Source organism: Pantoea sp. Tr-811 (assembly GCF_011752535.1).
In the GTDB taxonomy this organism is placed as follows: Bacteria; Pseudomonadota; Gammaproteobacteria; order Pseudomonadales; family Pseudomonadaceae; genus Aquipseudomonas.
The window spans coordinates 162,387-183,609 of the sequence record NZ_VWXJ01000010.1; the positions used below are offsets into that span (position 1 = coordinate 162,387).

25 protein-coding genes are annotated in these 21,223 nt (G+C 64.1%); 14 read left to right on the top strand and 11 right to left on the bottom strand.

Annotation, left to right across the window (positions count from 1 at the left end):
* Window positions 1-60 precede the first annotated feature (60 nt).
* Window positions 61-1,038, bottom strand: coding sequence for an NADPH:quinone reductase (locus F3J44_RS16855; protein ID WP_167063771.1), 978 nt, complete (start codon window positions 1,036-1,038; stop codon window positions 61-63).
* Window positions 1,039-1,173: 135 nt separating this feature from the next.
* Here F3J44_RS16855 and hemF point away from each other — a divergent pair, with 135 nt between their 5' ends.
* The gene (gene hemF / locus F3J44_RS16860) at window positions 1,174-2,085 is read left to right on the top strand and encodes an oxygen-dependent coproporphyrinogen oxidase (RefSeq protein WP_167063775.1); all 912 of its coding nucleotides are present in this window, start codon (window positions 1,174-1,176) and stop codon (window positions 2,083-2,085) included.
* A 25-nt stretch (window positions 2,086-2,110) separates the two neighbouring features.
* The gene (gene aroE / locus F3J44_RS16865; RefSeq protein WP_167063778.1) at window positions 2,111-2,935 is read left to right on the top strand and encodes a shikimate dehydrogenase; all 825 of its coding nucleotides are present in this window, start codon (window positions 2,111-2,113) and stop codon (window positions 2,933-2,935) included.
* Window positions 2,936-3,147: 212 nt separating this feature from the next.
* Here aroE and choX read toward each other — a convergent pair whose 3' ends face one another.
* Window positions 3,148-4,077: a choline ABC transporter substrate-binding protein gene (choX, locus tag F3J44_RS16870; RefSeq protein WP_167274218.1), complete on the bottom strand. Its 930-nt coding sequence runs from the start codon at window positions 4,075-4,077 to the stop codon at window positions 3,148-3,150.
* A 14-nt stretch (window positions 4,078-4,091) separates the two neighbouring features.
* Window positions 4,092-5,609, bottom strand: coding sequence for a choline-sulfatase (gene betC / locus F3J44_RS16875; RefSeq protein WP_167063784.1), 1,518 nt, complete (start codon window positions 5,607-5,609; stop codon window positions 4,092-4,094).
* 108 nt (window positions 5,610-5,717) lie between these two features.
* Between betC and F3J44_RS16880 the strand changes: the two genes are divergently transcribed.
* Window positions 5,718-6,617, top strand: a complete 900-nt coding sequence (locus tag F3J44_RS16880; RefSeq protein WP_167274221.1) for a LysR family transcriptional regulator — start codon at window positions 5,718-5,720, stop codon at window positions 6,615-6,617.
* 50 nt (window positions 6,618-6,667) lie between these two features.
* A complete protein-coding gene (locus F3J44_RS16885; protein WP_167063790.1) occupies window positions 6,668-7,000 on the top strand; it encodes a DOPA 4,5-dioxygenase family protein in 333 nt (110 codons plus the stop codon).
* Between the two features lie 123 nt (window positions 7,001-7,123).
* On the opposite strand, the gene trpA is transcribed toward F3J44_RS16885, so the two are convergent.
* Window positions 7,124-7,933, bottom strand: a complete 810-nt coding sequence (gene trpA / locus F3J44_RS16890) for a tryptophan synthase subunit alpha (RefSeq protein ID WP_167274224.1) — start codon at window positions 7,931-7,933, stop codon at window positions 7,124-7,126.
* Window positions 7,930-9,147, bottom strand: a complete 1,218-nt coding sequence (gene trpB, locus F3J44_RS16895) for a tryptophan synthase subunit beta (protein WP_167274226.1) — start codon at window positions 9,145-9,147, stop codon at window positions 7,930-7,932. Before trpB ends, trpA begins: the two co-directional genes overlap by 4 nt.
* 110 nt (window positions 9,148-9,257) lie before the next feature.
* On the opposite strand from trpB, the gene F3J44_RS16900 reads away from it, so the two are divergent.
* On the top strand, window positions 9,258-10,154 hold the full coding sequence (locus F3J44_RS16900) for a LysR family transcriptional regulator (protein ID WP_167274229.1): 897 nt from the start codon (window positions 9,258-9,260) through the stop codon (window positions 10,152-10,154).
* On the opposite strand, the gene F3J44_RS16905 is transcribed toward F3J44_RS16900, so the two are convergent.
* Window positions 10,151-10,474 (bottom strand): YqjD family protein, encoded by a 324-nt coding sequence (locus F3J44_RS16905; RefSeq protein WP_167063802.1) that lies wholly within the window; start codon window positions 10,472-10,474, stop codon window positions 10,151-10,153. The genes F3J44_RS16900 and F3J44_RS16905 overlap by 4 nt on opposite strands.
* 149 nt (window positions 10,475-10,623) lie before the next feature.
* On the opposite strand from F3J44_RS16905, the gene F3J44_RS16910 reads away from it, so the two are divergent.
* Together F3J44_RS16910 and F3J44_RS16915 are read left to right on the top strand one after the other, a co-directional pair.
* Complete coding sequence (locus F3J44_RS16910; protein ID WP_003253076.1) at window positions 10,624-10,839, top strand: dodecin; 216 nt, start codon at window positions 10,624-10,626, stop codon at window positions 10,837-10,839.
* A gap of 106 nt (window positions 10,840-10,945) precedes the next feature.
* The gene (locus F3J44_RS16915; RefSeq protein WP_167063805.1) at window positions 10,946-11,167 is read left to right on the top strand and encodes a DUF1161 domain-containing protein; all 222 of its coding nucleotides are present in this window, start codon (window positions 10,946-10,948) and stop codon (window positions 11,165-11,167) included.
* A gap of 75 nt (window positions 11,168-11,242) precedes the next feature.
* Here F3J44_RS16915 and F3J44_RS16920 read toward each other — a convergent pair whose 3' ends face one another.
* The gene (locus F3J44_RS16920) at window positions 11,243-12,247 is read right to left on the bottom strand and encodes an LLM class flavin-dependent oxidoreductase (RefSeq protein ID WP_167063808.1); all 1,005 of its coding nucleotides are present in this window, start codon (window positions 12,245-12,247) and stop codon (window positions 11,243-11,245) included.
* A 155-nt stretch (window positions 12,248-12,402) separates the two neighbouring features.
* On the opposite strand from F3J44_RS16920, the gene F3J44_RS16925 reads away from it, so the two are divergent.
* Both F3J44_RS16925 and F3J44_RS16930 read left to right on the top strand, forming a co-directional pair.
* A complete protein-coding gene (locus F3J44_RS16925) occupies window positions 12,403-12,828 on the top strand; it encodes an OsmC family protein (protein WP_167063811.1) in 426 nt (141 codons plus the stop codon).
* Window positions 12,829-12,901: 73 nt separating this feature from the next.
* Window positions 12,902-13,135, top strand: coding sequence for a DUF1161 domain-containing protein (locus F3J44_RS16930; RefSeq protein WP_167063814.1), 234 nt, complete (start codon window positions 12,902-12,904; stop codon window positions 13,133-13,135).
* A gap of 53 nt (window positions 13,136-13,188) precedes the next feature.
* Here the strand turns inward: F3J44_RS16930 and F3J44_RS16935 are convergent, their stop codons facing one another.
* Both F3J44_RS16935 and F3J44_RS16940 read right to left on the bottom strand, forming a co-directional pair.
* On the bottom strand, window positions 13,189-13,602 hold the full coding sequence (locus tag F3J44_RS16935) for a hypothetical protein (RefSeq protein WP_167063817.1): 414 nt from the start codon (window positions 13,600-13,602) through the stop codon (window positions 13,189-13,191).
* Between the two features lie 55 nt (window positions 13,603-13,657).
* Window positions 13,658-14,071: a hypothetical protein gene (locus tag F3J44_RS16940; protein WP_167063820.1), complete on the bottom strand. Its 414-nt coding sequence runs from the start codon at window positions 14,069-14,071 to the stop codon at window positions 13,658-13,660.
* Between the two features lie 63 nt (window positions 14,072-14,134).
* Here F3J44_RS16940 and F3J44_RS16945 point away from each other — a divergent pair, with 63 nt between their 5' ends.
* A complete protein-coding gene (locus F3J44_RS16945; protein WP_167274232.1) occupies window positions 14,135-15,217 on the top strand; it encodes an aminopeptidase in 1,083 nt (360 codons plus the stop codon).
* Between the two features lie 111 nt (window positions 15,218-15,328).
* Here F3J44_RS16945 and F3J44_RS16950 read toward each other — a convergent pair whose 3' ends face one another.
* The gene (locus F3J44_RS16950; RefSeq protein ID WP_167274234.1) at window positions 15,329-15,979 is read right to left on the bottom strand and encodes an HAD family hydrolase; all 651 of its coding nucleotides are present in this window, start codon (window positions 15,977-15,979) and stop codon (window positions 15,329-15,331) included.
* Between the two features lie 59 nt (window positions 15,980-16,038).
* Complete coding sequence (locus tag F3J44_RS16955; RefSeq protein WP_167063827.1) at window positions 16,039-16,587, bottom strand: gamma carbonic anhydrase family protein; 549 nt, start codon at window positions 16,585-16,587, stop codon at window positions 16,039-16,041.
* A 102-nt stretch (window positions 16,588-16,689) separates the two neighbouring features.
* Here F3J44_RS16955 and prlC point away from each other — a divergent pair, with 102 nt between their 5' ends.
* The 4 genes from prlC (at window position 16,690) to F3J44_RS16975 (ending at window position 21,197) form a co-directional block, all read left to right on the top strand.
* Window positions 16,690-18,741, top strand: coding sequence for an oligopeptidase A (gene prlC / locus F3J44_RS16960; RefSeq protein ID WP_370526760.1), 2,052 nt, complete (start codon window positions 16,690-16,692; stop codon window positions 18,739-18,741).
* Entirely contained in the window at window positions 18,738-19,019 is a 282-nt protein-coding gene (locus F3J44_RS16965) for a YheV family putative zinc ribbon protein (RefSeq protein WP_016484250.1), read from the top strand. The genes prlC and F3J44_RS16965 overlap by 4 nt, the downstream gene beginning before the upstream one ends.
* A 76-nt stretch (window positions 19,020-19,095) precedes the next feature.
* Window positions 19,096-20,154 (top strand): PA0069 family radical SAM protein, encoded by a 1,059-nt coding sequence (locus tag F3J44_RS16970; protein WP_167274241.1) that lies wholly within the window; start codon window positions 19,096-19,098, stop codon window positions 20,152-20,154.
* Between the two features lie 386 nt (window positions 20,155-20,540).
* Window positions 20,541-21,197 carry a carbonic anhydrase gene (locus F3J44_RS16975; RefSeq protein WP_205299958.1) on the top strand — a complete coding sequence of 219 codons (657 nt, stop codon included), beginning with the start codon at window positions 20,541-20,543 and terminating at the stop codon, window positions 21,195-21,197.
* The last annotated feature ends 26 nt before the right edge of the window (window positions 21,198-21,223 follow it).

Below are 21,223 nucleotides of genomic sequence, written 5' to 3' on the forward strand. Positions count from 1 at the left end.
GCGAAGCGCCGCGCGGGCGGCGCTCGATTTCACAGGCGCTGAAAACCTCAAGGCATACGCTTACGGCAACAACACCGTAGACCCCACCGTCCTGCGCGCCGACAACTCCGTCTGCGCCTTGGCCGCCTCACTCAACGGATACCGCTGCTGGATATCCACAACCAATTGCCCACTGCCAATCATGGCAAACAGGTCATCGGCCATGGCCTGGGTGTTCTCGGCATTATTGGCATACGTCGCCAAGGTCGGCCGCGTGACGTACAACGACCCCTTCTGCGACAGAATCCCCAGGTTCACCCCGCTCACCGCCCCCGAAGCATTGCCAAAGCTCACCATCAACCCCCGTGGCCGCAGGCAATCCAGCGAGGTCAGCCAGGTGTCGGCGCCCACACCGTCATACACCACCGGGCATTTCTTGCCATCGGTCAGCTCCAGCACCCGCTTGGCCACGTCTTCGCGGCTGTAATCGATAGTCGCCCAGGCCCCCAGCGCCTTCGCCCGCTCGGCCTTCTCGGCAGAACTCACCGTGCCGATCAGCTTGGCCCCCAACGCCTTGGCCCACTGGCATGCCAGCGAGCCAACACCCCCCGCCGCAGCATGGAACAGGATCACGTCGCCCGGTTGCACGGCGTAGGTCTGCTTCAGCAGGTATTGCACGGTCAGGCCCTTGAGCATGACCGCCGCGGCCTGCTCGAAGCTGATGTGCTCGGGCAGCTTGACCAGGTTGGCCTCCGGCAGCGTGTGCACCTCGCTGTAGGCACCCAGCGGGCCGGTGCCGTAGGCCACGCGGTCGCCGACCTTCAGGCGGCTGACGCCCTCACCCACGGCCTCGACCACGCCAGCGGCCTCGGTGCCCAACCCCGAAGGCAGGGACGGCGGCGCATACAGCCCGCCGCGGAAATAGGTGTCGATGAAGTTCAGGCCGATCGCATGGTTGCGCACGCGCACCTGCTGCGGGCCCGGCGGGGCGGGGTCGAATTCCACAAGCTGCAGCACTTCCGGGCCGCCATGCTGGCTGAACTGGATACGCTTGGCCATCTCGCACTCCTGTTGTCGGGATCGGGAAAAGGCCTTCTATCGGACGCCTTTGCTTGATCGCCGTCAACTGCGGCGCGCGCGCCGGCGGTGGTATGCTAGCCGGCGAATTCTTCCCTGCCCGTTCCTGGTGACCCGATGACTAGCCGCACCGAGGCCGTGAAAGCCTACCTGCTCGACCTGCAAGACCGCATCTGCTCTGCCCTCGAAGCCGAAGACGGCGGTGCCCGCTTCGTCGAGGACGCCTGGGTGCGCGAAGCCGGTGGCGGGGGCCGCACGCGGGTGATCGGTGATGGCCAGCTGATCGAGAAAGGCGGGGTCAACTTCTCCCACGTGTTCGGCGCCGGCCTGCCGCCGTCGGCCAGCGCCCATCGCCCGGAACTGGCAGGCCGAGGCTTCGAAGCCCTGGGCGTGTCGCTGGTGATTCACCCGCACAACCCCCATGTGCCCACGTCCCACGCCAACGTGCGCTTCTTCATCGCTGAAAAAGAAGGCGAAGAGGCGGTGTGGTGGTTCGGCGGCGGCTTCGACCTCACGCCGTATTACGCCCACGAAGAAGACTGCATCCACTGGCACCGCGTGGCCGAGCAGGCCTGCGCGCCGTTCGGCGCCGACGTGTACCCGCGCTACAAGGCCTGGTGCGACCGTTACTTCCACCTCAAGCACCGTGGCGAGCCACGCGGCATCGGCGGCCTGTTCTTCGACGACCTGAACGAATGGGACTTCGACACCTGCTTCGCCTTCCTGCGCGCCATCGGCGACGCTTACGTCGAGGCCTACCTGCCGATCGTCCAGCGCCGCAAGCACACCCCCTTCACCCCGCAGCAGCGCGAATTCCAGGAATACCGCCGTGGCCGCTATGTGGAGTTCAACCTGGTGTACGACCGTGGCACCCTGTTCGGCCTGCAATCGGGGGGCCGCACCGAGTCGATCCTCATGTCGCTGCCACCGCAGGTGCGTTGGGGCTACGACTGGAAGGCCGAACCCGGTAGCGAGGAAGCGCGCCTGACCGAATACTTCCTGCAGGACCGCGATTGGCTCGGCCAGTGAGCCTGTGGATAAACAAGGAACCGTCATGGACCAGTACGTTGTTTTCGGTAACCCCATCGGCCACAGCAAGTCGCCGCTGATTCACCGCCTGTTCGCCGAGCAAACCGGCCAGCACCTGGAATACGCCACCTTGCTGGCGCCTGTGGATGAATTCAGCGACTGCGCGCGCGGCTTCTTCAAGCAAGGCAGCGGTGGCAACGTCACCGTGCCGTTCAAGGAAGAGGCCTATCGCCTGTGCGACAGCCTGACCCCACGTGCCCAACGCGCTGGCGCGGTGAACACGCTGAGCAAGCTGGCCGATGGCAGCCTGCTGGGTGACAACACCGACGGCGCCGGCCTGGTGCGCGACCTGACGGTGAATGCCGGGGTAGTGCTGGCTGGCAAGCGCATTCTGCTGCTGGGTGCCGGTGGCGCCGTGCGTGGCGTGCTGGAGCCGATTCTGGCGCACAAGCCGCAGTCGCTGGTGATCGCCAACCGCACGGTGGAAAAGGCCGAGCAGCTGGCGCGGGAGTTCGATGAACTGGGCCCGGTGGTGGCCAGCGGGTTTGCCTGGCTGCGTGAGCCGGTGGACGTGATCATCAATGCCACGTCGGCGAGCCTGGCCGGTGAGCTGCCGCCGATTGCCGAGAGCTTGGTCGAGGCCGGGCGCACCGTGTGCTACGACATGATGTATGGCAAGGAGCCGACGCCGTTTTGCCAGTGGGCTGAAAAGCTGGGGGCGGCCAAGGTGCTGGATGGGCTGGGGATGCTGGCCGAACAGGCGGCCGAGGCGTTCTTCCTGTGGCGTGGCGTGCGGCCGGATACCGCGCCGGTGCTGGCCGAGCTGCGCCGGCAGCTGGCGCGGGGTTGACCTCCCCAGGCATTACCCAATACCTGTAGGAGCGGCGGTGCGGCGACCCGACTTGCCCCGCGAAGCAGGCGGCGCGGTGTATGGCACCGGCTACGCCGGTTTTCGCGGGGCAAGCCCGCTCCTACAAAGAATGGCGGCGCCTCTGCTGGCAATGTTCCCTGCGCGACAGCGCAGAGTGATCTCCTACAGGGGGATATCCACAGGGGCAGGGATCAGAGCTTGGCTTTTACGGCCTCCAGGGCATCGCCACCTTCCTTGGTAGTCACCCCGGCAAGCCAACCTTCCAGCAACTCTGGGTGCTGTTTCACCCACGCCTTGGCCGCTTGATCGAAGCTCACCTTCTTATCCACAACCTGGGCCATGATGGTGTTTTCCATGTCGAGGGTGAAACTCAGGTTGCCCAACAACTTGGCCGCGTTCGGGCAGGCTTGTGGATAACCCTTGCGCGTCAGCGTAAACACCTCGCCCTTGCTGCCGAACCACTGCTCCCCGCCCGTCAGGTAGTGCATTTTTAGCTTCACGTTCATCGGGTGCGGCGTCCAGCCGAGGAAAGTGATGAACTGCTGCTTCTTCACCGCCCGGTCTACCTGCGTCAGCATCGCCTGCTCGTTCGATTCCACCAGCTTCCATTGGCCAAGGTTGAACTGGTTCTTTTCGATGATTTCCTTCAGAGACAAGTTGGCCGGGGCCCCTGAGCCAATTCCGTACAACTTCTTGTCGAACTGGTCGGCGTGCTTTTGCAGGTCGGCGAAATCTTTCACCCCGGCGTTCCACACATAATCCGGTACGGCCAGGGTGAACTCGGTGCCTTCCAGGTTGCGCGACAGTTGCTGCACGTCGCCACTGGCGATGAACTTGTCGTGAAAGCCCTGCTGCGCCGGCATCCAGTTACCCAGGAAGGCATCGACCTGGCCATTCTTGAGGCCGCCGTAGATGATCGGCACCGCCAGGCTGTCGATCTTCACCTGGTAACCCAGGCTCTCCAGCAGCAAGCGGGCGACGGCGTTGGTCGAGGCGATGTCGCTCCAGCCGGGGTCGGCCATCTTCACGGTGCTGCATTGCGCGTCGTCGTCGGCGGCGTGGGCCGTGGCAGCACCCAGGCCCAGGGCCAGGGTCAACACGGCGGTGGAGAACTTCTGCATGGCGGCCTCTCTTCTCAATCCATGGGGGCGGGCTGTGGATAACGTGCCTTGCGCTCGAGGTCGTCGAGATCGATGTGGTTGCGCATGTACTGTTGGCTGGCATCCACCAGCGGTTGGTGGTCCCAGCTTTTCAGTGTGCCGATGGCCAGGGCCTCGGCCACCAGGCGGCGGCGCCGCTGGCTGGCCAGTACCTGCTGGCGCAGGCTGGGGATATCCCAGCGCTGGCGCGCTTCATCGACGAATGCCTGCAGCAGCGCCTGGTGGTCCGGGCTGCCGGCGAGGTTCTCCCGCTCGTGCGGGTCGTGGCTCAGGTCATAGAGTAGGCAGGGGTCGTCTTCGCTGTACACGAATTTATAGGCCCCACGGCGAATCATCATCAGCGGGCCGACGGTGCCTTCGGCCATGTATTCGCCGATCACCTCGTCGTGCCCGCCCTGCCCCTGCAGGTGGCCGAGCAGTGAGCGGCCGTCCAGGTGCAGGTGGTTATCCACAGCCCCGCCAGCCAGTTCCACCAGGGTTGGCAGCAGGTCGCAAGTCGACACCGAAGCCCTCACCCTGCCTGCGGCGAAGCGCTTGGGCGCGTGGATAAGCAAGGGCACCCGGGCCGACATTTCGAACCAGTGCATTTTGTACCAGAGCCCGCGCTCACCCAGCATGTCGCCGTGGTCGCCGGAGAACACGATCAGGGTGTCGTCGGCCAGGTTGCACTCTTCCAGGGTTTGTAGCAGCTGGCCGATGTTGTCGTCGATGTAGCTGCAGGCGCCGAAGTAGGCGCGGCGGGCATCGCGAATCTTATCCACAGGCAGCGGCTTGTTCCACAGGTCGTAGACCTTGAGCAGGCGCTGGGAATGGGGGTCGAGCGCCGATTGGCTGAGCTCGGCGCGTGGCATGGGGATATCCACAGCCTCGTAGCGATCCCAGTAGCGCTTGGGAATGGTGTACGGGTCGTGCGGGTGGGTCATCGACACCGTGAGGCAAAACGGCCGGCCATCGTTCTCGCGCACATGGTCGTAGAGGTACTGGCGGGCCTTGAACACCACTTCCTCGTCGAAATCCAGCTGGTTGGTACGCACGCAGGGCCCGGCCTGCAGTACCGAGGACATGTTGTGGTACCAGCTGGGGCGCACATCCGGCTCATCCCAGTTCACCGCCCAGCCGTAGTCGGCGGGGTAGATGTCGCTGGTCAGGCGTTCTTCGTAACCGTGCAACTGGTCGGGGCCGCAGAAGTGCATCTTGCCCGACAACGCGGTGCGGTAGCCCAGGCGGCGCAGGTAGTGTGCATAAGTGGGCACGTCGGCGGGGAAATCGGCGGCGTTGTCGTAGGCGCCGATGCGGCTGGGCAACTGGCCGCTGACCAGGGTGAAACGCGAGGGCGCGCACAGCGGGCTGTTGCAGTACGCCGAATCGAACACCACCGCCTGCTCGGCCAGGCGGCTCAGGTGCGGCATCTGGATGGGCGAAGGGCCGTAGATCGGCAGCAAGGGTGCGGCCATCTGGTCGGCCATGATGAACAGGATATTCGGGCGCGTCATGCTGGTATCCATCGTTGGGGGTTATGCGAACCGCTTGCCTACCAAGATGCGACTGTGGATAACATGGGTAAAGCCCATGGCGGGCAATGACTGGGATTAGCCACGCTTATGTTTGAGCACCTTGCCGAGCTTTCACTGGATACCTTGCGGGTGTTCGAGGCCGCCGCCCGCCTGCGTGGCTTCACCGCCGCAGCGTTGGAGCTGGGGACCACGCAGCCGGCGGTGAGCCAGCAGGTCAAGCGCCTGGAGGCGCAGCTGGGCACGCGTTTGTTCGACCGCATCTACCGGGGCATCGAGCTGACCGAGGCGGGCCTGGTGCTTTATGAACAGGTGCACCAGGGCCTGCAGGCCATGGACGATGGCATTGCCCAGGCAAGTGGCCGAGGCCAGCGTGAGGTGCTGCAGGTGGCCACGGATTTTGCCTTTGCCGCGTTCTGGCTGATGCCCCGCTTGCAGCGCTTTCACCAGCTTTATCCACAGGTGGATGTCAGCCTGGTGACGGGTGAGCGCAGCCAGGCAATGCTGCGCCCGGACATTGATGTGGCCGTGTTGTTTGGCGACGGCCGCTTTCGCCAGGGCGAAAGCCGCTGGTTGTTCGACGAAGAAGTGTTTCCGGTGTGCAGCCCACGGCTGATTCCTGGCAAACCCTTGTCAGCCGAGGCTTTGCAGCGATTACCCCTGTTGCATTTGCGCGGCGAGCAAGCCAGCCGTTGGTTTGACTGGGCAGGGGTGTTTCGCGGGCTTGGCCTGGCCAGCCCGCCGCCGCCGGGGCAGTTGCGGTTCGACAACTACACCCTGCTGATTCAGGCGGCGATTGCTGGGCAAGGGGTGGCGATTGGTTGGGGGCACCTGGTGGACGGGCTGGTGGAGCAAGGGTTGCTGTGCCGGCCGCTGCAGGGGAGTTTGCGCTCGGCGCGGGGGTATTACGTGGTGCTGCCGACGCGCAAGCGGCGCGGGGCGCTGATCGAGCGGTTCGTGGGTTGGCTGGAGCAGGAGCGCAGTCAGTAGTGCTGGGTTCGGCGTATAGTCATACGGTCGGTTCGATTTCAGGAGTTACCGTGCAAAGGATCAAGGGCTACCACGCCCACGTTTATTACGACGCATCCACCCTGGAGCAGGCCCGCGAGCTGTGTGAAGAGGCCGCGCGGTTGTTTCCGGTGACCATGGGGCGCATGCACCAGAAGCCGGTCGGGCCACACCCGGACTGGAGTTGCCAGTTGGCGTTCGAGCCGGAGTTCGTTGGGGTGGTGCTGCCGTGGTTGGCGCTTTATCGCAAGGGGCTGGTGGTGTTCCTGCATCCGCTGACTGGGGATGAACTGGCGGATCACCGGGACCATGCGATCTGGATGGGGGCTGTGCGGCCTTTGAATCTGTCGATTTTTGGGGGTTAGGCCGGGTTAGCCTGGGCTGGCCTCTTCGCGGGGCAAGCCCGCTCCTACAGAGATCACCCAGCCCTGCGGGCTACGCATTCCTCCTGTAGGAGCGGGCTTGCCCCGCGAAGCAGGCGACGCGGTTTACAACCGGGCGCCGCGCACACCTTCAGCCAGTGCCGAACACAGGCTCAATACATCGCCAACGGCTTGGTCCGCGGATTTGGCCTGGGCAATCTTGTCGACCAGCGCCGAGCCCACCACCACACCATCCGCCAGGCGGGCGATGTTTGCCGCCTGCTCCGGCGTGCGAATGCCGAAACCAACGCTGACCGGCAGGTCGGTATGCCGGCGCAGGCGGGCAATCGCCTCGCTCACGTGCTCGGTAGTCGCCGAGCCTGCGCCGGTCACACCCGCCACCGACACGTAGTAGACGAACCCGGAGCTGCGCTCCAGCACCCGCGGCAGGCGGGCATCGTCGGTGGTCGGGGTGGTCAGGCGAATGAAGTCGATGCCCGCCGCCTGGGCCGGGGTGGCCAGTTCGGCGTCGTGCTCTGGCGGCAGGTCGACGATGATCAGGCCATCGACACCGGCAGCCTTGGCTTCGCCGACGAATTTATCCACACCGAAGCGGTGAATCGGGTTGTAGTAGCCCATCAGCACGATTGGCGTAGTGTGGTTATCCACACGGAATTCACGAACCATCTGCAGGGTCTTGGCCAGGGTCTGGCCGGCTTCCAGGGCGCGCAAGGTTGCGAGCTGGATGGCCACGCCGTCAGCCATTGGGTCGGTGAACGGCATGCCCAGCTCGATCACGTCGGCACCGGCGGCTGGCAGGCCCTTGAGGATCTGCAGCGAAGCGTCGTAGCCCGGGTCACCGGCGGTGACGAAGGTGACCAGCGCCGCGCGGCCTTCGGCTTTCAGTTCGGCGAAGCGTTGTTCAAGACGGCTCATGCCTGTTTCTCCTGGGCGGCCATGTGGTTCATCACGGTTTGCATGTCTTTGTCGCCACGGCCCGACAGGCAGATCACCATCAGGTGGTCCTTGGGCAGGTTCGGCGCGCGCTTGATCGCCTCGGCCAGGGCGTGGGAGCTTTCCAGGGCCGGGATGATGCCTTCCAGGCGGCAGGTGGCGTGGAACGCATCCAGCGCCTCGTCGTCGGTGATGCTGACGTATTCCACGCGCTTCACTTCGTGCAGGTAGGCGTGCTCCGGGCCGATGCCGGGGTAGTCCAGGCCTGCGGAAATCGAGTGGGCGTCGGTGATCTGGCCGTCCTCGTCCTGCAGCAGGTAGGTACGGTTGCCGTGCAGCACACCCGGTACGCCGCCGTTCAGGCTGGCCGCGTGCTTGTCGGTGTGCACGCCGTGGCCACCGGCTTCGACGCCGATGATCTGCACGCTTGGCTCTTCGAGGAATTCATGGAACAAGCCCATGGCGTTGGAGCCACCGCCCACGCAGGCGATCAGGCTGTCTGGCAGGCGGCCTTCCTTTTCCTGCAGTTGGGCGCGGGTTTCCTTGCCGATGATCGACTGGAAGTCGCGGACCATGGCCGGGTACGGGTGTGGGCCGGCCACGGTGCCGATCAGGTAGAAGGTGTCTTCAACGTTGGTGACCCAGTCGCGCAGGGCCTCGTTCATGGCGTCTTTCAGGGTGCCGGTGCCGGCGGTGACCGGTACGATCTCGGCGCCCAGCAGCTTCATGCGGAACACGTTGGCCTGCTGGCGCTCGATGTCGGTGGCGCCCATGTAGATCACGCACGGCAGGCCGAAGCGGGCAGCGACGGTGGCGGTGGCCACGCCGTGCATGCCGGCGCCGGTTTCGGCGATCAGGCGTTTCTTGCCCATGCGCTTGGCCAGCAGCACCTGGCCGATACAGTTGTTCACCTTGTGTGCGCCGGTGTGGTTGAGTTCTTCACGCTTGAAGAAGATCTTCGCGCCGCCGCAATGTTCGGTCAGGCGCTCGGCGAAATACAGTGGGTTGGGGCGGCCGATGTAGTCGCGCTGGAAATAGGCCAGCTCTTCGAGGAATTTCGGGTCGGCCTTGGCTGCTTCGTATTCGCGGGCCAGGTCCAGCACCAGCGGCATCAGGGTTTCGGCCACGTAGCGGCCACCGAACGAGCCGAACAGGCCGTTGGCGTCGGGGCCGGGACGGTATTGGGACTGGGACATGGGTCGCTCCAGGGCGTAGTGAATGAGTGATGGGCTTTACTGTAACCACGGCGCGCCCGGCTGAAAACCGATAAGATTGCGCAAACTTGTCAGAAAAACTCACAGGTAACATGGCCCACGACCTCCCTCCTCTCAATGCCCTGCGGGCCTTCGAAGCCACTGCCCGGCTCAACAGCGTGAGCCAGGCAGCCGAAGCGCTTCACGTCACCCACGGGGCCGTCAGCCGGCAGCTCAAGGTGCTGGAGGAGCACTTGGGCGTGGCCCTGTTCACCAAGGACGGGCGCGGCATCAAACTCACAGATGCCGGGGTGCGCCTGCGCGATGCCAGTGGCGAGGCATTCGACCGCCTGCGTAGCGTCTGCGCCGAGCTGAGCCGGGATGTGAGCGAAGCGCCGTTCGTGCTGGGGTGCTCCGGCAGCCTGCTGGCGCGCTGGTTCATTCCCCGCCTTGGCCGGTTGAACGCCGACCTGCCGGCCTTGCGCCTGCACCTGTCCGCCGGCGAAGGCGACCTTGACCCGCGCCGGCCCGGGCTGGATGCGCTGTTGGTGTACGCCGAGCCGCCGTGGCCGGCAGACATGCAGGTGCATGTGCTGGCCCAGGAGCGCATTGGCCCGGTGCTGAGCCCGCACTTCAACGGCTTCGAACGCTTGCAGGGCGCGCCTGCCAAGGCATTGCTCGATGAGGCGTTGCTCCACACCACCTCGCGCCCGCAAGCCTGGCCTACCTGGGTGGCCGAGCAGGGCCTGGACCCGGCGACGTTGCACTACGGCCAGGCGTTCGAGCATTTGTATTACTTGCTGGAGGCGGCCGTGGCCGGCCTTGGGGTGGCCATCGCCCCGCAGCCGCTGGTGGCTGATGACCTGCGGGCCGGGCGGCTCAGCGCGCCGTGGGGCTTTTCAGCTACCCCCGCCGCGCTGGCGCTGTGGGTGCCACGGCGCGCCGCGGATGGGCGCGCCGAGCAGCTGGCGCAGTGGCTGCGCGCGGAACTGGCGCGCCAGAGCGCTTAGTTACGCTTGCACAGCAGGTAGGCCGCCAACAGGCCGAGGGCGCCGATGGCCACGCCGGCGGTGGTGTAGGGATGTTCCTGTGCGTAGTCGCGGGTAGCGATACCGGTTTGGCGGGTGCGTTGCTTGACTTCCTGGTAGGCATCGCTGATCAGGCTGCGCGAGTGGCGCAGGGCGCTCTCGGCATTGCTGCGTATCGCCTTCACCGACTTTTGCGATTCCTCGGAAGCGTCATGCTTCAGGTTTTCCAGGCTTTTGAGCAGGCTCTCGATCTCTGCTTCCATGCTTTCCAGGGACGATTTGCGCAGCGAGTTGCGGTGCATGTTGACTCTCCTTTGCAGTATGGACTGTAACAAGTGCGACCCCCTGGCTGCGGGAAAGTGCGATCGAACTTTACCGGGCGGTTACCGCTCGCAGGTAAACGTGGCCTGCACTGCTAGGCTCAACTGACTGTCATCCAAGGAGAGCGCTCATGACCGATCATCACACCTACAAGAAGATCGAACTGGTAGGTTCGTCCCCCACCAGCATCGAAGAAGCGATCAACAATGCCCTGGCCGAAGCGGGCAAGAGCATCAAGCACCTGGAGTGGTTCGAGGTGGTCGACACCCGGGGGCATATCCGCGACAACAAGGCAGCGCACTTCCAGGTGACGTTGAAGGTGGGCTTCCGTATTGCCAACAGCTGAAACGTAATCGGGCTGGCATCGCCCGGCGTGATGGCGTTATAACTTCGAAGGGCGCCTTGGCGGCGCCCTTCTGGTCTTTTCTCATCTGTAACAAGGAATGCGATCGATGAAGAAACTGATTCTGGCAGTGGGGATGATGGCGCTGGCCGGTGGTGCCATGGCTGCAGGCAAGCCGTGTGAAGAGCTCAAGGCGGAAATCGCGGCCAAGCTCGATGCCAAGGGTGTGAGCGGCTACAAGCTGGAGATCGTCAAGAAAGGCGACCCGGCGGGCAAGGTGGTGGGCAGCTGCGAGGCGGGTAGCAAGGAGATTGTCTACCGCCGTGGGTGAGAGGCTGGCTTCTTCGCGGGGCAAGCCCGCTCCTACACATTAGATTGTAGGAGCGGGCTTGCCCCGCGAAGAACGTCACTCGGTTTTCAAGGCCTGCGCCAACAATTCATAGGACCGCACCCGGTCCGCATGCTCATACAAATCACAGGTGAAGATCAGCTCATCGGCCCCGGTCTGCTCCAGCAGCACCTCGACCTTGGCCCGCACCTTCTGCGGGCTGCCAATCATCGCCAAGCCCAGGAAACTGCCCACTGCATCGCGCTCATGGGGCAGCCACAGGCCATCCATGCTCGGCACTGGCGGTTTCTGCATCAGGCTTTGCCCACGAATCAGCGCCAGAATGCGCTGGTATACCGAGGTTGCCAGGTACTCGGCCTTCTCGTCGGTTTCCGCCACCACCATCGGAATCCCCAGCATCACGTAGGGCTTGGCCAAGGTGGTGGAGGGCTTGAAGTGGTCGCGGTAGATGCGAATCGCCTCATGCATGTAGCGCGGCGCGAAGTGCGAGGCAAAGGCATAGGGCATGCCGCGCATGCCGGCCAACTGGGCGCTGAACAGGCTGGAGCCGAGTAGCCACAGGGGCACGTCGGTGTCGTGGCCGGGCACGGCGATCACTTTCTGGTCATCGGTACGCGGGCCCAGGTAGCGCGACAGTTCTTCCACATCGTCCGGGAAATCGTCGGCGCTGCCGGCGCGGTCGCGGCGCAGGGCGTAGGCGGTCATCTGGTCGGAGCCCGGCGCGCGGCCCAGGCCCAGGTCGATGCGCCCGGGGTAGAGGCTGGCCAGGGTGCCGAACTGTTCGGCGATCACCAGCGGGGCGTGGTTGGGCAGCATGATGCCACCGGAGCCGACTCGGATGGTCGAGGTGCCGCCGGCCAGGTAGCCGATCAGCACCGAGGTGGCTGAGCTGGCGATGCCGTCCATGTTGTGGTGTTCGGCGACCCAGAAGCGGTTGTAGCCAAAGCGCTCCACATGCCGCGCCAGGTCCAGCGAGTTGTGCAGCGATTGCGCCGGGCCTTGGTCGGCGCGCACGGGCACCAGGTCGAGGGTGGATATTTTCAGGTCACGCAACGGCGTCATGGGAGCCTCCGCAAGAATGGTTGGCCCGCAGGCCCTGTTGACTCTGTATGGGCACATTCGCCGGATTCAATGCTAACGGGGTAATTGCTCTGAACTTGCCGTAGGACGCTGGCCTCTGAACCGTTAGGTAAGTAACCCTGCGACCAGGAGGCATCATGAAAAAGACAGCATCGGCGATTTGGCAAGGTGGCCTGAAGGATGGCAAGGGCCTGCTCTCCACTGAAAGTGGCGCCCTCAAGCAAAACCCTTACGGCTTCAACACACGGTTCGAAGGCTCGCCGGGCACCAACCCAGAGGAGCTGATTGGCGCGGCCCATGCCGGCTGCTTCTCGATGGCACTGTCGATGATGCTGGGTGAAGCCGGGCTGACCCCCGAGCGCATCGACACCATTGCCGAAGTCACCCTCGACAAGCAGCCAGACGGCTTTGCCATCACGGCGGTGCACCTGATTCTCAAGGCCAAGGTGCCCGGCGCCAGTGACGCGCAGTTCCAGGAAATCGCCAACAAGGCCAAGGCCGGTTGCCCGGTGTCCAAGGTGCTCAACGCGAAGATCAGCCTGGATGCCACGCTGGTGGGCTAAGCGGCGCAACGGCAACGGTTTGCTGTAGTCTAAACAGCATCGGCAGCACCGCTGCCCTTCCAGGAGCCGTTCCATGATTCGCGTAGCAATCGCCGTGCTGGCTTCGCTGATGGCCACTTCTGCCTTGGCGGCGGTAAAACCGTGCGAAGAACTCAAGGCTGAGATCGAAGCCAAGATCCAGGCCCAGGGGGTGCAGTCCTACACCCTGGAGATCGTGCCCAACAGCGAGGTGAAGGACCAGAACATGGTCGTGGGTAGCTGCGAGGGTGGTACCAAGAAGATCATTTACCAGAAGAATGATCGCTGACGGTTGAGGCCCATCGCGACAGGTTGTCGCGATGGGCTGCAAGGCAGCTCCGCTCAGGGAATGCAAAACACATCGCTGGGCTCGTTCACCACCACCCGCCGGCTGGCGTCATACAGCAGCACCTGCGGCTCCATCACCGGTGCCCGGGCCTCCAGCCGGTAACGCTCGCCGGCCTTGAAGTCGTTGTAGCGCACGGTCAGGTAGCAGGTGCGGTCCTTGGGCTCGGTCATGATGCCGCCGGCATAGATTTCATAATCGAAGCGCACCACCAGTTCGTGCTTGCCGGGCGTTACCTGGAAGTAGCGGCCATCATCCAGGCGCTGGCCGTCCAGGCGGTCGGCCATGACCAGGCGGCCTGGGGTCATGGTATAGAGGTCGACCCAGGCTTTGCCGGGGTCGGCGGGCGGCAAGGGGCTGGCGCAAGCCCCCAGTGCACTGAGGGCGATCAGCATCATGGGCTGGCGCATGGCAAAACTCCCACTTGCGATTTACAGCTTACAAGCATAGCGCCATTTGCCGGGCTCAGGTGCGTTGGCAACCTGCTGGCGAGCCTTGGCCGACCAGTTTTTGCTGTTGGTCGTAGAGCTTGATCCAGGGGCGGAAACCGATGCTGCCGGCCTGCACCTGGTAGCGTTCGCCGGCATTGAAGCCTTTGTAGGCCACCTTGACCTGGCAATCGCGCCACAACGGCTCCTCGACCGGGCCGATATTGCTCGGTGCAACCGGGAACTGGTAGCGCACGGTCAGCTCGTGGCTGCCGGGCTGTACTTCGAAATAGCGGTTGTCGGCCCAGTCGCGCTCGTCTACCTGCACGGCGTGCAGCGAGGCGTTGTCGTAGGGCGCAAGGTCGACCCAGGCCTGGTTCGGGTCGGGGTCTGGCAGGGTCGAACAGGCCGAAACCAGCAACAATGAGCCGGTGACCAACAGTGCACGCATGGCGAAACTCCCCCTTGGCGAGATAGTCTTGAAGTGCATTGGCCGTGAGCGGGAAAGCCCCAGATGGATCTCTTTGTTGTTCTCAAGCGCTCAGGCCCTGGGCCACTCGACCGCGTTTTCAGGCATTTGGTTCCGCTGCTGGGCATCATTGCGCTGAGCGGTTGCAGCAGCCTGGGCTACTACGGCCAGCTGGCCGAGGGCCAATGGCAGCTGCTGCGGGCGCGCCAGCCGGTGGACCAGGTGATCGCCAACCCCGCCACCCCGGCGAAGCTGCGCGAGCGCCTGGCGCATGCCGAGCAGGCGCGGTTGTTCGCCAGCCAGCACCTGAAGCTGCCAGATAACCGCAGCTACCGGCTGTATACCGACCTCAAGCGGCCCTACGTGGTGTGGAATGTGTTCGCAACGCCGGAGCTGTCGCTGCAGCCGGTGACCCATTGCTTTCCGATTGCCGGCTGCGTGGCGTACAGGGGCTATTACCAGCAGGGCGCTGCCCGGGGTGCCGCGGCGTTGCTGCGTGAGCAGGGGCTGGATGTGTACGTGAGCGGCGTGGAGGCCTATTCGACGTTGGGTTGGTTCGATGACCCCATCCTCTCGTCCATGGCGGCCTGGGGTGATGAACGCCTGGCCACGCTGATCTTCCATGAGCTGGCGCACCAGCGGTTCTATGTGAAGGACGACACCGAGTTCAACGAGTCGTATGCCAACTTCGTCGAGCAGGAAGGCACCCGGCAATGGCGGGTGGCACGCGGGCTTGCGCCGGTGGGGGCGGATGATTCCGAGCAGCGTGAGCAGTTCACCCGGCTGATACTGGCCAGCCGTGAGCGGTTGCAGGCGATTTATGCAGGGCCGCTGGACGATGCGCACAAGCGAATGGCCAAGCAGGCGGAATTCGAGCGCTTGCGGGGCGAGTACAAGCAGGTGCGTGACAGCCAGTGGAACGGGGATAAACGTTATGACGCCTGGATCTACGCGCCGTTGAACAATGCCAAGTTGTTGCCGTTTGGGCTGTATGACCAGTGGGTGCCGGCGTTTGCGGCCCTGTTCCGGGAGGTGAATGGAGACTGGGCGCGGTTTTATGAGCGGGTCGAGCAGCTTGGGCGGTTGCCGGCTGACGAGAGGAAGGCGGCGTTGCAGCGGTTGATGTGAAGCTGGGGCCGCTTTGCGGCCCATCGCGACCTTTGGTCGCTCCTACCAGGAACGCGATCCCTGTAGGAGCGACCAAAGGTCGCGATGGGCTGCAAAGCAGCCCCACCCCCCTCAATCCCTACAAAATGCCCGATGCAACTCGGCCACCGTAGCAAAATGAAACGCCGGCGCCTCGGCCACCAGCTCCTCCCGGCTACCGAACCCATACCCCACCGCCACCGCCTGCAGGCCATTGCTGCGGGCGCCGATCAAGTCATGCTTGCGGTCGCCGATCATCAGCGTTTGCGCAGGGTCCAGCCCTTGCTCATCCAGCAGGTGGCGAATCAGCTCGACCTTGTTGGTGCGCGTGCCATCCAGCTCGCTGCCGTAGATCACCTTGAAATGCCGGTCGAAGGCGAAGTGCCGGGCGATCTCGCGGGCGAATTCCCATGGCTTGGAGGTGGCGATGTACAGCGTGCGGCCTTGGCCGTTGAGTGCTTCGAGCAGTTCCGGCACCCCTTCGAACACGCGGTTCTCGTACAGGCCGGTGACTCGGAAGCGCTCGCGGTAGAAATTCACCGCGTCCCACGCCTTGGCTTCATCGAAGCCATAGAACTGCATGAAGGCCTGCAGCAGGGGTGGGCCGATGAAGTGTTCGAGGCGGGTCAAATCCGGCTCGTCGATACCCAGCTTGGCCAGCGCGTACTGGATCGAACGGGTGATGCCCAGGCGCGGGTCGGTCAGGGTGCCGTCGAGGTCGAAGAGGAGGTTTTGCTGGTGCATGTAAGGGGTTCCACTTGAGTATTGCGTGGCCTTCTTCGCGGGCTTGCCCGCGAATGCGGTCATTCAGGTTGGTCGTAGCCTTCGGCCAGGTGCTGGTCCTTGAGCTTCACATAGTTGCCGGCGCTGTAGGGGAAGAAGGCGCGCTCCTGTTCACTGAGCGGGCGCACCTGTTTCACCGGGCTGCCCATGTACAGGTAGCCACTGACCAGGCGCTTGCCGGGCGGCACCAGGCTGCCGGCGCCGATCACCACTTCGTCCTCGACGATGGCACCGTCCATCACGGTGCTGCCCATGCCCACCAGGATGCGGTTGCCCAGGGTGCAGCCATGCAGCATGACCTTGTGGCCGATGGTGACTTCGTCGCCGATGATCAGCGGGAACCCGTCGGGGTTGAAGGGCCCGGCGTGGGTGATGTGCAGCACGCTGCCATCCTGCACGCTGGTGCGCGCGCCGATGCGGATGCGGTGCATGTCGCCGCGAATCACCGTCAGCGGCCAGACCGAGCTGTCTTCACCGATCTCCACATCGCCCAGCACCACCGCCGATCGGTCGACGAATGCCCGGGGCCCCACTTTCGGAGTGTGTTGCTGGAAGCTGCGAATGGCCATGATAGCGTCTCTCATCTGTGCCGATAGGCAGGCTGCCTGCTGCGGTCGGCGTCGATTGTAATTAAGATGGGGCAGTGTTTCTTCTGCCAAGGTATCCAAACCGTGACTGCGAACAACCCGCTTCTGCAATCCCACGATCTGCCGCCCTTCTCGCAAATCCGTGCCGAACACGTGTTGCCGGCGATCGAAGCGATCCTGGCCGACAACCGTAAAGCCATTGCCGAGATCCTTCAGCAGCAGGGCGACAAGCCCACCTGGGCCGGCCTGGTGCTGGCCATGGACGAACTGAACGACCGCCTGGGCGCTGCCTGGAGCCCGGTCAGCCACCTCAATGCGGTGTGCAACAGCCCGGAACTGCGCGAGGCCTATGAGTCCTGCCTGCCGGCACTGAGCGCCTACTCTACGGAACTTGGCCAGAACCGTGCGCTGTTCGATGCCTACCAGGCGTTGGTCAACAGCCCGGAAGCGGCAGGCTTCGACGTGGCGCAAAAGACTATCCTCGAGCATGCCCTGCGTGACTTCCGCCTGTCGGGTATCGACTTGCCGGCGGACAAGCAGCAGCGTTACGCCGAAGTGCAGAGCAAGCTCAGCGAGCTGGGCAGCCGCTTCTCCAACCAGCTGCTCGATGCCACCCAGGCCTGGACCAAGCACGTTACCGACGAAGCCGCGCTGGCCGGCCTGACCGACTCGTCCAAGGCGCAGATGGCTGCTGCCGCCCAGGCCAAGGGCCTCGACGGCTGGCTGATTACCCTGGAATTCCCCAGCTACTACGCGGTGATGACCTACGCCAGCGACCGCGCCCTGCGCGAGGAGCTGTACGCCGCCTACTGCACCCGTGCCTCGGACCAGGGCCCGAATGCCGGCCAGTTCGACAACGGCCCGGTGATGCGCGAAATTCTTGACCTGCGCCAGGAACTGGCCGGGCTGCTGGGCTACAAGAACTACGCCGAGCTGAGCCTGGCGACCAAGATGGCCGAGTCCAGCGACCAGGTGCTGAGCTTCCTGCGCGACCTGGCCAAGCGTTCCAAACCCTTCGCCGCCCAGGACCTGGAGCAGCTCAAGGCCTATGCCGCCGAACAGGGTTGCCCGGAACTGGCCAGCTGGGACGCCGGTTACTTTGGCGAGAAGCTGCGTGAACAACGCTACAGCGTGTCGCAGGAAGCCCTGCGCGCCTACTTCCCGATCGACAAGGTGCTTGGCGGGCTGTTCAGCATCGTCCAGCGCCTGTACGGCATCGAAATCACCGAGCTGCAAGGCTTCGACGCCTGGCACCCGGACGTACGCCTGTTCGAAATCAAGGAAAACGGCCAGCACGTTGGCCGCTTCTTCTTCGACCTGTATGCCCGCGCCAACAAGCGCGGCGGTGCCTGGATGGACGGCGCCCGCGACCGCCGCCGCACCGCTGCAGGCGCGCTGCAAAGCCCGGTGGCCAACCTGGTGTGCAACTTCACCCCGGCCGCGCCCGGCAAGCCGGCGCTGCTGACCCACGATGAAGTCACCACCCTGTTCCATGAGTTCGGCCACGGCCTGCACCACCTGCTGACCCGCATCGAACATGCCGGTGTGTCTGGCATCAACGGTGTGGCCTGGGATGCGGTCGAGCTGCCAAGCCAGTTCATGGAAAACTGGTGCTGGGAGCCCGAGGGCCTGGCGCTGATCTCCGGCCACTACGAAACCGGCGCTGCCCTGCCCCAGGACCTGCTCGCCAAGATGCTGGCGGCAAAGAACTTCCAGTCCGGCATGATGATGGTGCGCCAGCTGGAGTTCTCGCTGTTCGACTTCGAGCTGCACGCCAGCCACGGCGATGGCCGCAGCGTGCTGCAGGTGCTCGAAGGCGTGCGTGACGAGGTATCGGTGATGCGCCCGCCCGCGTACAACCGCTTCCCCAACAGCTTTGCGCACATCTTTGCCGGCGGCTATGCGGCGGGCTACTACAGCTACAAGTGGGCCGAAGTGCTGTCGGCCGATGCCTTCTCGCGCTTCGAGGAAGAAGGCGTGCTCAATGCCGAGACTGGCCGCGCCTTCCGCGAGGCGATCCTGGCCCGTGGCGGTTCGCGTGAGCCGATGGTGCTGTTCGTCGACTTCCGTGGCCGCGAGCCGTCCATCGATGCACTGTTGCGCCACAGCGGCCTGACCGAGGACGCGGCGGCATGAGTGAGGTAGCCGTGAACAAGACCAAGAAGCGCTTCATCGCCGGGGCGGTCTGCCCGGCGTGCAGCGAGCCCGACAAGTTGATGATGTGGAGTGAAGACGACGTGCCGCACCGCGAGTGCGTGGCCTGTGGCTTCACCGACACCCTCAACGAGCAGGGCTTGTCGGTGCCCAAGGAGCTCGGCACGCGGGTCAACCACCTGGCGCCCAAGGCGGCGCCGGCCAAGGTGCAGACCGTGCAGTTCTTCCCTAACCCGAAGCTGAAGAAGCCAACCGAGTAAGGGCTGGCTGACCGAAGGGGCTGTTGGATTGTGGGCGGCTGATATACTGTATATGAATACAGTATAGAGGCCCGCCATGAACCCCACCGCCCCGCAAAAAGGCCGCGGCACGGCGCACAACCCGCATAACCGGTTTGCGCCGAGCCATTCGGTGGCCGAGGATGACGGCTGGTACCAGGAGGTGCCGCTGACCCAGGGCACCGAGGTGCGGGTCGAGATCGCCAAGTCGGTGATCAGCCGCAACACCTCGCCCGACCTGCCCTTCGACCGCTCGATCAACCCGTATCGGGGCTGCGAGCACGGTTGCATCTACTGCTATGCCCGCCCTTCCCATGCCTACTGGGACCTCTCCCCTGGGCTGGATTTCGAAACCAAGCTTATCGCCAAGACCAACGCCGCCGAGGTGCTGGCCCAGCAGTTGAGCAAGCCCGGCTACGTCTGCGCACCCATCAACCTGGGCGCCAATACCGACCCCTACCAGCCCATCGAGCGTGAACAGCAACTCAGCCGTCGGTTGCTGGAGGTGCTGCTGCGTTTTCGCCACCCGGTGACCATCGTCACCAAGGGCGCGCTGGTACTGCGCGACCTCGACCTGCTGGCGCAGATGGCCAACCAGCGCCTGGCCCGGGTAATGATCAGCCTCACCACCCTGGATGACGACCTCAAGCGGGTGCTCGAACCCCGCGCAGCTTCGCCCAAAGCCAGGTTGCGGGCCATTCGGGTGCTGCGTGAGGCCGGGGTGCCGGTGGGTGTGCTGTGTTCGCCGATGATTCCGATGATCAACGACAGCGAGTTGGAACGGCTGCTGGAGGCGGCCAAGGAGGCGGGTGCGCAAAGCGCAGCCTACATGATGCTGCGCCTGCCGCTGGAAGTGGCACCGCTGTTCGAGCAATGGCTGCACGACCATTACCCGCAACGGGCCGCCCATGTGTTGAGCCTGATTCGCCAGAGCCGGGGCGGTGAGTTGTATGACAGCCGCTTCGGGGCGCGGATGCGCGGTGAAGGGGTGTTCGCCGAGTTGCTGGCTCAGCGTTTCGCCAAGGCCATGAAGCGCCTGGGCTTCGAAGGGCGCGAGGTGCAGGCGCTGGATTGTTCGGCGTTCTGCCCACCGGGTGGGCAGATGGCGTTGTTCTGATTCCCTGGCTGAACCACAGGGGCCGTGCCAGGCCGGAGCGTTGAATTGCCATCTCCGAACGTGGCTCATTCAAGGCAATAATTTGGGTAATCCTTGTTGGCTTTTGATGCTTTTTTGCTATTATTCAATTCCCGCCTTTTTCATCTGGAACACCCGTTCTAGAGCCTTCGAATTAAGTTTCAGTTAAGTTTTCCCCGCTAGCGTAGGAAACCAGTCAGCGAAGACTGTGATTTATCGCCCGTGCGCGTCATCTAAATCTGCGCATAGCCAGAATCTTTCACCGGTAAAATGGATTTACCTACACACCGTCAAGAGGATGAATCATGCCCGTCAAGGACCCATCCAAGGTCATTCCGCAAGCCCCCGCGGAGAGCGCCGATGCCGCCCTGAAGCACATCGTCGACGGCTTCCTGCGTTTTCACCATGACGTCTTCCCCGAGCAGCAGGAGCTGTTCAAGAAGCTCGCCACCGCGCAAACCCCGCGTGCGATGTTCATCACCTGTGCCGACTCGCGCATCGTGCCCGAGCTGATTACCCAGAGCTCGCCTGGCGACCTGTTCGTGACCCGTAACGTAGGCAACGTGGTACCGCCCTATGGCCAGATGAACGGCGGCGTGTCCAGTGCCATCGAGTACGCCGTGCTGGCGCTGAAGGTGCACCACATCATCATCTGCGGCCACTCCGACTGTGGCGCCATGCGTGCGGTGCTCAACCCGCATTCGCTGGACAAGATGCCTACCGTCGGTGCCTGGCTGCGCCACGCCGAAGTGGCCCGCACCGTGGTCGAGAACAACTGCTCGTGCGGCAGCGAACACGAAAGCATGCAGGTGCTGACCAAGGAAAACGTCATCGCCCAGCTGCACCACCTGCGCACCCACCCGTCCGTGGCCTCGCGCCTGGCAGCGGGCCAGCTGTTCATCCACGGTTGGGTCTACGACATCGAAACCAGCAAGATCGAAGCTTATGACGCCGTCAGCGACAGCTTCCTGCCCCTGGCCGCCGGCGAGCCGGTTCCAAGCGCCACTCCGAGAGGCCGCTACTAAGCGACCCGTCCACAGCTGAACCTTGA